Consider the following 13,795-nt stretch of genomic DNA (forward strand, 5'->3'; position numbering starts at 1 on the left):
CCAGGATAGCTATAATCCAAATTATTCGAGACACTCGATGTCCAAAACTACTTATTGATGATTCAGATAGAGTTTTATTCTTCCATGTTTTTAATTTAAGAGAAGAAATAAGAACGCCTATGTTCAGAATAGCGATGAGCTTGAAGCTTATTCGGAGTGAATCAATCATCTTGACGGAATTGAAATCGCCAACAGCATACAAATATAACATAACCATAGGAGCGAATAGTTCGAAAACCATAAATGCTATGGAGATGAATTTGTACTCTTTATCTCTTTCTCTCCAAGTTTTATCATCTTGGGAATTGATACTATTACTTTGATGTATATTTACCGTGCTACCATTTAAATTATTTCCACTAAAAAAATTTTGGTTGTTTTGTAGAATCTTATTTTGACTTTCAGATTCTTGTTGTTTGATCGAAAAAAAAGAACCAAGAAAAGTTACTATTGCAGTAACAAGTTCTAAGATAGCCGTTAACAATGATAGAGACATATAAATTTATCAACCCCTTTATGGCATTTAACGTTTATATTAACTCTATTTCATATCCGTCTGCGTTTTACCACTTACCGCATCATTTTGGAAAGTAATGATAAAGTTAGCCCCAGTATCGCCCTTAATATCCGAAGTGTAACTCCAATCCTCAGAAGTTATTCCAGAAATTGAAGTGATACTGTATCCATTAGGTTCCCCAAATTTGTTTTTAATGTCGTCTTTTGACATTCCATTTGAAATAGAATTGAAATCAGATAAAGTGATTTTATTGGCGCGTTTAACTTTTAGACCGTCAATAGATTTACTAATTGCGTGGTTATTTGAGAAACCAATCGTTACTGCAGAACCCAAGTCACTATTAGCAACTTTATCCCACGTATTCATATCCGATTTAATACCATCAATAGTATCAGTAGAAGTGGAACTAGGTTTCTTACCAAATTGCTTTTCTGTATTTTTAAGACTAGTCCCATCATTTTCACTCAATTTAATTGCATTAAATTGTGATTTAGTAATTCCATCTACTTTCTTTGTAGATGAAGTAGAGCCATTGTTGGAATTGTCCGAATTTCCCCCTAGTGCAGTACCAAGTATAAAAATTACAATAATTGCCAAAATCCAAAACCAAAAACGTTTGTAGAACGGTTTTTTCTGCACATATGTGTTTCCGTCCTTGTCTGTAATTTTCTTACTCATAAAAATTCCTCCATAAATGTAAACGTACAGCTTTTATTGACAATCAGATTGTTGGTCATTTAAAAGTATCTTATCTTAACAAGACAGTTACCTATTTCTCCACCGAACTAGTCCCGTCCGCGTAATTCAACTTCACACCGTCTTGGACGTTGAAGATGAAGACGTTGAAATGGATGTCGTTGTCACCGATGGACTGGGCTTCCATTTGGACGCCGCGGGCTAATAAGTCGTCGCCGTTGAAAATGGGGGTGACGCGGTAACGAACGTAGTGTTTAGAGTCCTGTTTTAGGTAGTAGGCGATGTCCATTTCATGGGCGAGCATTTCTGGCGAATTCAATGAACGGGTTCCAGTCATTAGGTTTTTTAAGTTATTGTTTTGGCCGGTTAATTGGTAGCCAATTAAGTGACTGCGGTTATATAACCATCCCGAAGCAATCCGCTTATTGTGCCAACCGGTGGGGTTTACGGTTAGCGGTTCGCGTTTGGCGGTGGGCATTAAGGATTGGTTTAGCATGGCGTTGGCAGCCGTCACCCGGTTGAGGTGGTCAAGGTTGCCATAACGTTGCCAAGCCCCTTTGTCGATAGATAGATCAGCCTTGGAAAACTTCGGCTGATTGTGGTTAACGACGACTTCCTGTTGCCCAGCATAATTTAGCTTGGCTAGGTTAGCAGTATCGGTTTGTTTGGTAGCCGCCGATTGATGAAGTTGTTTCTTCTTGTGGTTTAGTTGTTTGGTGAGCCGGTCATTTTTAGCCTGTGCTTTTGCAATCTTTTGCTTCAGCTCCCGGTTTTCCTTCTGAAGTTTACGGGTGGCTTTGCGGTGCGGATGGGTGTACATCACCACGGTCTTTGCTTGAACCGTTGGAGTAGAGTGGTAAACCACGCTACCCATCAAAAATGGCACGACTACTAATAGTAATTTTGCTTTTAATTTCATTATCTCAACGCCTTTCGATAACCTGCAGCTTGCGCTTCCGCTTCGGAATGGAAGTGAACCGCGTTAGCTGAATTCATGTGGTAACCGGCTTGTCCAGGGACGTGGTAAATATGGGAATTAACGTTACCAATAATATCCTGGGCGGTTCCGGTGTATGTATCGCCTTCGTCATCACTTGCTTGCGCTGCGGATTGTTGCCGGGCCTGGCGACTTTGTTGGGCAGCGGCCCGACTTTGTGCTGCGGCCGCCTTTTGTTGTGCTTGGGCAGCCTTTTTAGATGAAGCTGCGGCAGCTTTACTTTCACTCTCGGCGCGGGATGCGGCTGCTTCGCTTGCCGCGGCCGAGCGTGAGGAAGCTTCTTCGCGTTTGGCTTTGGAAGTGGCGATTGCGGTGGTTGCCTCCGCTTTCTCACTAGCTAAGGTTGCGTTCTCATGCTTAACCTTTTTTAGTTGGGCAACGAGCGCGGCGTGCTTTGCCTTAGCAGCTTGGTAATCTTTTTGGTCACTGCGCGCCACCTTGTGGACCACGTGGGTGCTTTCTACTTGAGCAGCGGATGAACTAGACTCCGTGTCCGGGGTAAACTGCACTGCCCCCACAAATAAGATGGCACTCAAAATTATGGGAACAATTGCGGGCCGGGCCGATTTCTTATGAAATAAATCAATAATTAAGGCAATTACAAACGAAATTAAACCAGCAAATCCTAGTAATGATACGGCATTGGCAAAGGATGTACTTTGGGCGATCACTAAAAGCATCAGCCAAATTGCCCAGACGGTTAGTCCCGAAAAGACTCGTGGATAATTACTTTTTGCCCAAAGGTGGTCTTTACTCCACCGGTAGGCATAATAACTCAATGAAATTGGAAAAAAGAGGATGATTAATCCCCATTTTAGGTACTTTGGCATAAAAGCTCCTCCAGTTGTTAAATTTTCTCCTTTAATAGAATACTATAGCGGGTCATGAGAAGAAAGGAGCTTTTACGTTGACAAATGTAAACCTGCCTTTTATACTAATCATGAAGGTTACAAATGTAAACGTAAAAGGGAGGAATGCCACGATGGAAAATACCGCAACGGAACTTAGCGGCGCCGAATGGGAAATTATGCGGATTGTTTGGACGCTCGGTGAGGCAAAAAGCACGGAAATTGTCCACTTGATGCAGCAATCAAAAAAGTGGACGGCTTCCACCATCAAAACGCTATTACGCCGGTTAGTGGCCAAGGGCGCGTTGCGTACCGAACGGCTGGGTCGGAAGTTTATTTACCATCCCACCATTGCTGAAAAACAGGCGATGGAGGCGACGACCACCGAGCTGTTTGCCCACATGTGTAACATGAAGAAGGGGCAGGTAATTACCAATTTAGTTGCCCAGACTACCTTAAGTAAGCAGGATATTAGCAATTTACAGGAGTTATTGCAACAAAAATCAACCACCGCGCCAGAAAAGGTGGAATGCAATTGCCTTCCGGAAACGGATTGTGACGAAACTTGCACCATGAAAGAGGGGGATTAGATGATGACGAGATTGATTGTTTTAATAGTAGGATTAGCGTTAATTGGTTTTATCGTTTGGTGGTTCTTCGGTAAACACGAAGCCCAATCGGAAGTGGCGGAAGTTACTGGCGATACCCAGACGGTCGACGTGGAGGTTAACGGAGGCTACTCTCCCGAAAAGATTGTCCTGAAAAAGGGCGTTCCGGCAGTTTTAAACTTTACCCGGAAGGATCCGTCAAGCTGTTTGGACCGGGTGGTTTTCGCGGACTTTGGGATTAACCAAGCCTTACCACAAAACCAAACCGTGCCAATCAAAATCGATACCAGCAAGGCTGGCGAATATCCGTGGGCATGCGGAATGGATATGTTCCATGGCAAAGTCGAAGTTAAATAGCTAAGGGAGGTCATTTAAATGAAAGAGCAAACGCAAGTCGTTAACGTTACGGTCGCCGGTGGTTATCAACCGGCCGAAGTGCATTTTCAAAAGGGGATTCCCGCACAAATTAACTTTCGGCGGACCAGCCCCCAAGGTTGTTTGGACGTGGTGCATTCTTCGCAACTAGGATTTGAAGAACAGTTACCGCTTGACGAAACCAAGTCGGTTACCGTCAATACGGACCACGCGGGGGAATTCCCGTTTAGCTGTGGCATGGACATGTTTAGCGGAAAAGTGGTGATTGAGTAATGAAAATTACAACTCGTTTTTGGATTTCGTTAATTTTTTCGTTACCAATGTTGGTCGAAATGATCTTGAAACCGTGGGGATTCATGCTTCCCGGCGGCCACTGGACGATGTTAGCCTTAACCACCGTGGTAATGGCGTTGTCCGCGCGCCCATTTGCGCAAAGTGCGTGGGCTTCGTTTAAAAAACACCATTCCAACATGGATACGCTGGTGGCAATCGGAACCGCGACGGCTTATTTCTACAGCATTTACGCGATGATTACCGGCCAAGCGGTCTTCTTTGAAAGTGCAGCATTCGTCACCACCTTCGTCTTATTGGGCCAAGTTTTTGAAGAAAAAATGCGGAACAATGCTTCGGAAGCGGTCGAAAAGCTGGTTAATTTGCAAGCTAAGGAAGCCGAAGTACTCCGTGACGGAAAGTACGTCAAGGTGCCGCTCAGCGAAGTGGCCGTGGGCGACCAGATTCGGGTTCGGCCGGGCGAAAAGATTGCCGTTGACGGAGTGATCGAATCGGGTTCCTCGACGATTGACGAATCAATGGTGACGGGGGAAAGCATGCCGGTAACTAAAAAGGTTGGTGACCACGTGATTGGTTCGACAATTAATAACACCGGGACCTTCGTCTTTAAGGCTAGCAAAGTTGGCAATGACACCATGTTGGCGCAAATTGTTGAATTGGTGAAGAAGGCTCAAAATAGCCATGCTCCAATCCAGAATTTGACCGACCGGGTTTCCGATATTTTCGTACCGGTGGTCTTGATCTTAGCAATCGCGACCTTTTTGGTATGGTACGTCTTCCTCGGGGCTACGCTAGCACACGCGTTGATCTTCGCGGTTTCGGTCGTGGTGATTGCGTGCCCATGTGCCCTTGGTCTGGCAACCCCCACGGCGTTAATGGTCGGTACTGGCCGGGGGGCTAAGATGGGAATTTTGATCAAAAACGGTGAAGTTTTGGAAAAGGTCAACGAAGTTAAAACCATTATCTTTGATAAGACCGGCACGGTTACTAACGGAACTCCAGAAGTAACCGACGTGGTTGGCGACCGTGACCAGGTTTTACGGGTGGCAGCTAGCCTCGAACAATCTTCCGAACATCCCTTAGCGACCGCAATCACTAAGGCCGCGCAAAAAGCGGACATCGCTCTGGCGACGGTTACTAACTTTACGGCCGTGGAAGGCAAGGGGGTAAAAGCGCAGTTAAACGGCAAAACTGCCCTAGTAGGGAACGAAAAGTTATTGGACGACCTTGCCATCGATAAGCAGTGGCAAGATGCGATGATGGATTTACAAAAAGCAGCGAAAACGGTGGTCGTGGTGGCGCTAGATAACCGGGTGATCGGCTTAATCGCCATTCAAGACGCACCCAAGCCCACCTCTAAGGCAGCCATTGCGGAATTAAAGGCCCAAGGGTTACAACCGGTCATGCTAACCGGGGATAACCACGTGGTCGCCAAGGCGATTGCGCGACAGGTCGGAATTGATACGGTAATTGCCGAAGTCCTTCCGCGGGATAAGGCGGAACGGGTAAAGAATTTCCAAAAGGCCGGTAAGGTTGCCTTCGTTGGGGATGGTATCAATGACGCTCCCGCATTGAGCACCGCAGATGTAGGAATCGCAATGGGTTCTGGAACCGACATTGCGATCGAATCCGGTGGCATTGTGCTAGTGAAAAACGATTTGCGCGACGTTGCAAAAGCGTTGGAATTGAGTCGCAAGACCTTTAACCGGATTAAGTTAAACCTCTTTTGGGCGTTCATTTACAATGTTCTGGGCATTCCGGTGGCGGCCGGCGTTTTCTACCTTGCCGGAATCATCCTCAGTCCTGAATTAGCAGGCTTAGCAATGGCGTTTAGTTCATTATCCGTAGTCACGAGTTCGGTACTCTTGAATCGGGCGAAGATTGCGCCGAAGTCAGCGACGGCATAATAAAAGAAGCTGAGAAAAAACTAAATATTATTTTGGCGTTTTGACTTTAATAAAGTCGAAACGTGCGCCAAAAGTTATTTTATTTCGCTTAACCAAAAAACGAGCGTTATGCCAAATTTAGGCATAACGCTCGTTTTTTAATTCTTGCAAACTACCAACCTTTTGTTCCACGCTCTTTTTGGTATCGAGCAATTAAGCAAAGCTAGTATTCTTCAACCACGGACGAACCAAGCAGTAAAAGGCAAGGTAGCCGATTACCACTCCAGCCGCGTTAGTGAGAACGTCGGTAATGTCCACGGTCCGTTGGATGTTAATGATCATGTCCAAAATTAGTTGGTTACCTTCGTTGAAAATTCCGACTAGGCCTGCGCAAAGAATGACAGTAAGCCAGTTTAGATGCCGGTGGAATAAAATTCCGAGATATACTCCGGCTGGAATCGTCATTACGATGTTCATGTACGAACCCATCGAGCGCAATGCCGAAGGGTAGTAGATAATTTTAGCGTGGTGCCAATAGAAATAACGGGCGTAATAAGCGTACGGGTCAAAGAAGTATTGTCCCGGGGTAAATAAGAGCCACGCTACGCAAACTAGGTACACGGCTAAACTACCGAAAACTACGGCCCGGTCTAACGAAGGGCGTCGCTCGTAAGCAATCAAACAGCCGATCAAAATGATTAACGCGAGGCCAAGAAAGGGGATGTACTTAATAATAAACATTAGTTAGCCTCCTAATTTAGTTATGCATTTATCTTAACGATTAGCGCGATTGGTCGCAAGAAATACGGGGATTCCTAACAAAGTTATAATAATTCCTGTAATTGCTAGAACCGGTTGGTTGATGATGGTCATGACCAATACGAAAGTCCCGCCGAGGATCGCCACAATTGGCAATAACGGATAAAGCGGCACCCGGTATGGCCGTTCTAATTCAGGTTGGGTGCGGCGCAATTTAATCACCGCGTAAAAGATTAAAACGTTAAAAATCCACATTACGAAAATTAACATGTCGGTTAATAAGTCAAAAGAACCAACGCTAATCATCAAAAGGGCGATTACTAATTGTAGTAATCCGGCTACGTACGGCACGCTGGTGCGGGAAAGCCGTTTTAAAGCCCGACTGAATGGCAACGAATTTTCTAAAGCCATTGCGTAAGGCACCCGAATTCCAGTCATTGTGTATCCATTTAGTGCGCCGTATACGGAAATCAAAATTCCAATGGTAACTAGTTTACCGCCCAAGTTACCTAGCAGGTGGGTGGCTGCCACGGAGGCGGCGTTAAGGTTGCCAGCAAGTTCGTGGATTGGCAGGGTCCGCAAGAAGATGAAATTAATCACTAAGTAGACCACCATAATTCCGGTGAGCCCCAAGCCAATTGCTAAAGGTAAGTCACGTTTGGGATTTTTCATTTCGCCGGCAATTGCACCAATTCCTAACCAACCATCGTAAGCAAATAGGGTAGCTAGCAAGCCGCCGCTAAATCCGGTTAAGGTTTGGGAAAAGTGACTGTTTGCCGGTAGCAGGCTGAGGTGCACCGGACTACTGGAACCCAATCCCCAAATTACGATTACGATCAGCGGGATTAACTTAGCAATGAGGGCGACCGACTGTAATCGCGCCCCGTACTTAGCGCCCAGCAGGTTGACTCCGGTGACCGACGCGCCACAAAGCATGGCGATGGGCACCAAAAGCCCATTGGATAAGTGCAATAAATTGATTAATTGGGTACTAAAGATGATTGAAAGGGCGGCGATGTTAGCCGGAAAATAAATCAAGGTTTGTGCCCAGCCCATTAAAAAGCCGGTCAGTTTGCCGTAACTGGCTTCAAGATACTTAATCGCGCCTCCGGTCACCGGGATGGCTGCGGCAAGTTCGGCACTGGTTAACCCGCCACAAATGGTCAAGATTCCTCCCGCAAGCCAAGCTAGTAAACAAAGCCCCGCGGATTGGGTACTGGCGGTGACGCTGGCTACTTTAAAGAAGACCCCCGCGCCGATTACCGTGCCCATTACGGTTGAAAAAGCTGCAAATAAACCGATGTTTTTTTGCAGCTGCTTTGGTTTTGAATTATTCATAAAAACCCCCTGAACGAACGTTGCCAGAAACGTTCGTGTTTTCTGAAAATATTTTTAATGATAATTCGAATATTATAGGGGATAAGTGTACAATATTCAACAATGAGGAGGCGGCACGATGAAACAAAATCTGCGCGCGGCTCAGCGTCCCCGGTTTGCTAAGGCAGCCATTAAACGTCAACGCCGATTGATTCTTTCCATCGTAGTCGCGTTGGCGTTACTAATTGCGGGAGGCTGGGGAATCTTTTGGCACGTCCAACGGCAAGAACAGCAGACCCTTTCACCATATTCAATCCGCGGATGCGTGATTGATCAAGCAGATGGGATCGTCAATTTTCAAGATTTGGCTAAGCAAAAAGTAAAGTTTGTCTATTTAAATGCGACGACGGGCGCCACGTACTTTGATGATTCGTTTAACACGAACTACGACCGGTTACGTGCAACTAACCTTAAGGTCGGGGTGGTGCATAACTTTAGTTTTGAAAGAAGTGCGGTAAAGCAGCTTCAATATATTAGTCGCAAAGTGAAAAGTAATACCGGGCAGCTCCCGGTGGTAATCCGGGTGAGCTACTACGGGGAAGATACGGCGGAGAAGGTGGATTGGAAGAAGCAGGGCCCCATCTTAGCCGATTTGGTCCGGCGGTTAGCTAATTATTATGGACAACCGGTCGTTATTAAGACTACTCCGGAAATTCGGCAACGACTGTATCCAAAATACGTTAAACAAAGCCAGTTTTGGTTGGAAGCCGAGAAAGTTCAAAAGGCCGACCGGCACGTAGAATTTGTGGAATACGATGATCAGCGGACGCTGAAGACCGACCGTCGGGAAATTGAATTGCCAGTTTCATACTTTAACGGCGGACGTCAGGAATGGCAAAAGTACTAAAATATGATGGGCAGTTTTCAGTAAATGAAAAAGAGCCTGAAAATCAATCCTCTTTTTCGGGACGATTTTCAGGCTCTTTTTCTGCATCAACGATTGCGTAAGTTTCGTTGTTAGCTTCATCGTAAACGCTGATTGGGCGGTATTCGTTGGCCTTAACCACGAGGTGGTAGCCAAAACGGTCAATGAAGGTGATTCGGTAACTATCCAAATCTTCGACCACCGTTTTCAATAATTTTCCATCCAGGTAAACGTCGTAGTTAGGTAAAATTTTTAATTCGTGTTCTCGATTAGTATTGGGCTCGTGATATAACCAGGTCCCGGCAAAGAAAAACGGACTGACGGTTTCTTCAGTTTTATCGGTTTTTTTAGAATCGAAACGAATTAATGAAAAAAGGTCACCAAGTGCTGTTTTTTGCCAGTTCATACGCCCATACTCCTTCTCTTTATTGTCCACTTAAATATAACATTATTTGGGTAGGCGAAGTAGTAAAACGGCTTAGTTTTTAGCACTTGTTAAAAAATTGAAGTAATCGAAATCGTTTTGTAATATTGCACCCCGCAACGATTGATGAAAGCGCTTATCAAGGGTGGTGATTTTTCCGTGGTTAAATATCTGCGGCAACCAAAAATTCTTTACGAATTTACCAGTCGAGGGAACATTTTTGCAATTCTACGCTGAATAACTTACCTTAATTAAGGTAGAATAGAGTTAGAAATTTAAAGGAGGAAAACAGCATGATTAAATTTGGAATTATTGGAACTAATTGGATTACCCAGCAGTATGTGGATGCTGCCCATGCTAGCAAAGAATGGAAATTGACAGCGGTTTATTCACGGACTCTCGAAAAGGCACACGAGTTTGGGGATAAGAACGGGGCAACTAAGTTCTACGACCAAATTGCCGATATGGTTAACGATGACGAAATTGATGCTGTTTACATTGCCTCACCTAACAGCTTGCACTTCGCTCAAGCTAAACAAGTTTTGGAAGCCGATAAGGTAGCGGTAGTGGAAAAGCCCATCGTTGCCAATCCTACCGAATGGATGGCATTAGACAAAATTTTAAAGGCGCACCCGCAAGCTAAACTATTCGAAGCAGCTCGGCATATTCACGAACCTAATTTCAAAGCAATCACCCAAAAGATTGCCGAAATGGACGAAATCCAGGGCGCAACGCTAACTTACGCGAAGTATTCTAGTCGGTTTGATAGTTATCTATCCGGCAACGAACCAAACATCTTTTCGTTGAAATTTGCCGGAGGCGCGCTGCAAGACCTCGGAGTTTACCTTGCATACGACGCGATGGTTTGGTTTGGAATGCCAGACGAAGTGGCTTACTTCAATCAAAAATTGCGCACTGGTGCCGATGGTAAGGGCGTCGCAATTTTACGTTACCCAGAATATGACGTGGTTCTAAACATTGGAAAGAACGTCAATTCAGAAATTGGTTCAGAAATTTACGGTTTGAAAGATACCATTATTATGGACAACGCGGCTGAATTAAACCGGGTTGAATATTTGAATGCGTCCGGAGACAAGGAATTGATCAGCACCACTCCAGACGAAAATCCGATGATTGCTGAAGCAACTGACTTTGCGCGGGTAATTAACGATCCGGATGATCCGCAGAATCAAAGGGATTACCAAGAATGGCTAACTTTGAGTCGAAACGTCAATAAATTGCTCTATAACCTCCGGCAAAATGGTAAGATATACTTTACCAATGAAAAAGAAGAGGATTAAACTTTCATGAACGATTTATTTCAACAACATTTTCAAGAAAAGGGCTTTAAGCAACCAACCTTGATTCAAGAACGGGTTGCCGAACCGCTCCGGGCGGGGGAAAACGTCTTAGGACTTTCCCCAACTGGTTCCGGAAAAACCTTAGCATTTGCTTTACCATTACTGGAAAAAGTGATTCCAGGCAACGGTCCGCAATTGCTAGTATTGGCGCCTTCCCAAGAGTTGGCGATCCAAACCACGGACGTTTTTCGCGAATGGGCAAGTTTAATTAACTTGAAGACTACCTCAATCACCGGCGGAGCGAACGTGCAACGTCAGATTGAACGGTTAAAAAAGAAGAAGCCCGAGATTATCGTAGGAACCCCTGGGCGAGTACTTACCTTAATTAATGAGCGACGCCTCAAGGTGAAGGAAATTCAGAGTTTAGTAATTGATGAAGCTGACGAAATTTTGACGGGGGAAGCCCTCGAAGACGTGCGTCAGATTGAAGACCAATTACCGAGTGACGTTCAATTGAGCTTCTTTTCAGCCACTAACGACCTTGCAATAGATGATTTGCAAACCTGGTTTGGCGTAACGCCGCAAGTAATTGACGTCCGGGCTGAAGACCAGACCCGGGGGGCGGTGCAACATGGTTGGCTAACTGCTTCACCGAAGAACAAACCACAAATTTTACGCCAATTAAGTCGGGTAAAGAAGTTCCAAGGGTTGGTATTCTTTAACCACGTAGCGACGATGGAAAAAATTACCGCCCTTTTGAAGCACGAAGGCGTTAAGGTCAGCAAAATTGCGGGACACCAGGTACAAATTGACCGGGCTGCAGCAATGCGCCGGTTTAAGAAGAAGGAACTTTCCTTATTAATGGTTACCGACGTTGCGGCTCGGGGATTGGACATTGAAAACCTCCCGGCCGTAATTAACTACGACATTCCGCGGGACGCCACTACCTACACTCATCGGGTTGGACGGACCGGACGCATGGGCCAGGCGGGCTTTGTGATTAGCCTGGGAGATGACCACGACATCCGAAACTTAAAGAAGATCTTGCGGGAGCTGGACCAACCGGCAGAAAAATTGGCAATTGCTAACCGCCAGATAATGACCGCTACTAAAGCTCGGCAAGTTGCCGAACAAGTGGCGGACGAAAAACAAACGTCTGCGCCAGTTGCCGAAGAAGCGCCACAAAAAGCTCCTTTACGGGATGTTAAAACTCGTAAAGCAGCAACGAAGGTGAGCCCCGTTGCTTCCTCAAAGCCTAAGAAAAAAGGGAAGAAGAAGCATTTGAAACGGAAGGGGAAGCCCCGCGCAAAGAAATCAAATTAAATATTATTTAGTTTTGCTTAATTATCAATTTTTTAGTTAAAAAGGGCCTGAAATAGTGTAATATAGTCACTGTTGAAAGGTGGGTATAATTTTATGCGTAGAGAACGTAGAAGAGCGTCGCACACGATGCGCAATACTATTTTAATTGTTATAGCAGTTATTTTGCTTGGTGGAATATTCTATGGGGTGCGCAAGTACCAGAACGTCAAAAATGCGGTTGATAGTACCTACAGTAGTGCAGGTATTAAAAAACAACGGAATACCGCCGATTTAGTTGCTAATAAAAAGCCAATTTCGATCCTATTAATGGGAACGGATACCGGAGCACTCGGTCGTTCGTATAAGGGACGGACCGATAGTATGATGGTGGTTACGATTAATCCAAAGACAAATAAAACGACGATTACTAGTATCCCGCGGGATTTAGGGGTTACCATTCCAGGATACGAAGAAAAGTCGCCGTCTAAAATTAACGCTGCTTACGCGTTTGGTAAGGCAGGAACTGCGATTCGCGCGGTACAATCGGTTTTCAACATTCCGATTGATTACTACGTCTTAGTTAACATGGGCGGCATGCAAAAGGTCGTTGACGAAGTAGGTGGAGTTGATATTACTCCAACGCTCAGCTTTACGTATGATGGTTATACCTTTAAAAAGGGTGTTAAGACTCACATGGACGGGAAGAAGGCGCTGGCTTACTCCCGGATGCGTTATGACGATCCGCAAAACGATTACGGGCGTCAGACTAGACAAAGGGCAGTGTTAACTGCTATCCTTGGCAAGAGCAGTTCGGTTTCAGCATTGCTTAATAAAGACTTTATCGATTCAATTGCTAACGAAACCCAAACCGACTTTGCGTTTGGTAACCTCGTGGACTTGGCAAAGAATTACCGGGCCGCATCGAAGAACATTGAAGAAACCCATGCTCAAGGCAGTGGTCAAATGGTCAATGGACAATCGATGGAAATTGTTTCCCACACCGAGCTACAACGGGTGACTGATTTCATAAGAAAAGGCCTCGGCTTGAAGCACGCCGAAACCGGGACTGCGGCGTTATCAGCTAATGGAGCTGCTAACGTAAGTAATAGTCAGGTAGAGAATGACAACATTAATGCAGGGAATTAAAGGAGATAACAATGGCGGATAAGGAAAAAGTTGACGAAAAGAAACCATTTGATGTAGGCGACGAAGTTACGGTGAAGAAAACTGATCTTCTACCAACTGGTTTTGCAGGAACCGTTGGAAAAGTCTATGAAAACTCGATTTTAATCGAAATTGACCCAGCCAGCGTTGCTAATTCACGTTCAGAGGAATTGCACGATTTACATGGTCGGGTTGTAGTACGGATGAGTGAAGCAACTAAAAAAGCTTAAGCCCCCTCTAAGAACTCCAAATTGGTTAAAAGAGCCGGTTTGGGGTTTTTTATTACATTTATTGTTCTTGATCTTTTTCTTTGTGGTAAAATACAGTATGCCCGTTTTTGTTTATTATCTTGTGATACATAGGGGGGAGTAGCTAGTATTTTAAG

15 protein-coding genes are annotated in these 13,795 nt (G+C 45.0%); 9 read left to right on the forward strand and 6 right to left on the reverse strand.

Going from position 1 to position 13,795, the window contains the following annotated elements:
• Nucleotides 1-541: 541 nt before the first annotated feature.
• From NL111_RS03140 to NL111_RS03150, 3 genes are all read right to left on the reverse strand, one after another.
• Nucleotides 542-1,195, reverse strand: a complete 654-nt coding sequence (locus NL111_RS03140) for a DUF3862 domain-containing protein (RefSeq protein WP_204230093.1) — start codon at nucleotides 1,193-1,195, stop codon at nucleotides 542-544.
• Between the two features lie 91 nt (nucleotides 1,196-1,286).
• Complete coding sequence (locus NL111_RS03145) at nucleotides 1,287-2,132, reverse strand: DNA/RNA non-specific endonuclease (protein ID WP_159208689.1); 846 nt, start codon at nucleotides 2,130-2,132, stop codon at nucleotides 1,287-1,289.
• The gene (locus NL111_RS03150) at nucleotides 2,132-3,040 is read right to left on the reverse strand and encodes a TgpA N-terminal domain-containing protein (RefSeq protein WP_285110465.1); all 909 of its coding nucleotides are present in this window, start codon (nucleotides 3,038-3,040) and stop codon (nucleotides 2,132-2,134) included. Before NL111_RS03150 ends, NL111_RS03145 begins: the two co-directional genes overlap by 1 nt.
• Nucleotides 3,041-3,192: 152 nt before the next feature.
• Between NL111_RS03150 and NL111_RS03155 the strand changes: the two genes are divergently transcribed.
• From NL111_RS03155 to NL111_RS03170, 4 genes are read left to right on the forward strand one after another with little or no spacing between them, the layout of a single operon-like run.
• Complete coding sequence (locus NL111_RS03155; protein WP_274583754.1) at nucleotides 3,193-3,648, forward strand: CopY/TcrY family copper transport repressor; 456 nt, start codon at nucleotides 3,193-3,195, stop codon at nucleotides 3,646-3,648.
• Nucleotides 3,649-4,023, forward strand: coding sequence for a cupredoxin domain-containing protein (locus NL111_RS03160; RefSeq protein WP_002829798.1), 375 nt, complete (start codon nucleotides 3,649-3,651; stop codon nucleotides 4,021-4,023).
• Nucleotides 4,024-4,041: 18 nt separating this feature from the next.
• The gene (locus tag NL111_RS03165; RefSeq protein WP_063504619.1) at nucleotides 4,042-4,314 is read left to right on the forward strand and encodes a cupredoxin domain-containing protein; all 273 of its coding nucleotides are present in this window, start codon (nucleotides 4,042-4,044) and stop codon (nucleotides 4,312-4,314) included.
• A complete protein-coding gene (locus tag NL111_RS03170) occupies nucleotides 4,314-6,239 on the forward strand; it encodes a copper-translocating P-type ATPase (RefSeq protein ID WP_285110466.1) in 1,926 nt (641 codons plus the stop codon). Before NL111_RS03165 ends, NL111_RS03170 begins: the two co-directional genes overlap by 1 nt.
• A gap of 192 nt (nucleotides 6,240-6,431) precedes the next feature.
• On the opposite strand, the gene NL111_RS03175 is transcribed toward NL111_RS03170, so the two are convergent.
• Together NL111_RS03175 and NL111_RS03180 are read right to left on the reverse strand one after the other, a co-directional pair.
• Nucleotides 6,432-6,959, reverse strand: a complete 528-nt coding sequence (locus NL111_RS03175; RefSeq protein WP_005917432.1) for a VanZ family protein — start codon at nucleotides 6,957-6,959, stop codon at nucleotides 6,432-6,434.
• Between the two features lie 33 nt (nucleotides 6,960-6,992).
• Entirely contained in the window at nucleotides 6,993-8,315 is a 1,323-nt protein-coding gene (locus NL111_RS03180; RefSeq protein ID WP_285110467.1) for an APC family permease, read from the reverse strand.
• 118 nt (nucleotides 8,316-8,433) lie between these two features.
• Between NL111_RS03180 and NL111_RS03185 the strand changes: the two genes are divergently transcribed.
• Nucleotides 8,434-9,201 carry a GH25 family lysozyme gene (locus tag NL111_RS03185; RefSeq protein ID WP_004166849.1) on the forward strand — a complete coding sequence of 256 codons (768 nt, stop codon included), beginning with the start codon at nucleotides 8,434-8,436 and terminating at the stop codon, nucleotides 9,199-9,201.
• Between the two features lie 43 nt (nucleotides 9,202-9,244).
• On the opposite strand, the gene NL111_RS03190 is transcribed toward NL111_RS03185, so the two are convergent.
• Nucleotides 9,245-9,625 (reverse strand): DUF4828 domain-containing protein, encoded by a 381-nt coding sequence (locus NL111_RS03190; RefSeq protein ID WP_002829792.1) that lies wholly within the window; start codon nucleotides 9,623-9,625, stop codon nucleotides 9,245-9,247.
• A gap of 311 nt (nucleotides 9,626-9,936) precedes the next feature.
• Here NL111_RS03190 and NL111_RS03195 point away from each other — a divergent pair, with 311 nt between their 5' ends.
• From NL111_RS03195 to NL111_RS03210, 4 genes are all read left to right on the forward strand, one after another.
• Nucleotides 9,937-10,944, forward strand: a complete 1,008-nt coding sequence (locus NL111_RS03195) for a Gfo/Idh/MocA family protein (protein WP_285110468.1) — start codon at nucleotides 9,937-9,939, stop codon at nucleotides 10,942-10,944.
• Nucleotides 10,945-10,950: 6 nt separating this feature from the next.
• Entirely contained in the window at nucleotides 10,951-12,267 is a 1,317-nt protein-coding gene (locus NL111_RS03200) for a DEAD/DEAH box helicase (RefSeq protein WP_285110469.1), read from the forward strand.
• A 93-nt stretch (nucleotides 12,268-12,360) separates the two neighbouring features.
• Nucleotides 12,361-13,392 carry an LCP family glycopolymer transferase gene (locus NL111_RS03205; protein ID WP_285110470.1) on the forward strand — a complete coding sequence of 344 codons (1,032 nt, stop codon included), beginning with the start codon at nucleotides 12,361-12,363 and terminating at the stop codon, nucleotides 13,390-13,392.
• Between the two features lie 11 nt (nucleotides 13,393-13,403).
• Nucleotides 13,404-13,640, forward strand: a complete 237-nt coding sequence (locus tag NL111_RS03210; RefSeq protein WP_002829787.1) for a hypothetical protein — start codon at nucleotides 13,404-13,406, stop codon at nucleotides 13,638-13,640.
• The last annotated feature ends 155 nt before the right edge of the window (nucleotides 13,641-13,795 follow it).

This window comes from Pediococcus sp. AC40 (assembly GCF_030252485.1).
GTDB lineage: Bacteria > Bacillota > Bacilli > Lactobacillales > Lactobacillaceae > Pediococcus > Pediococcus acidilactici.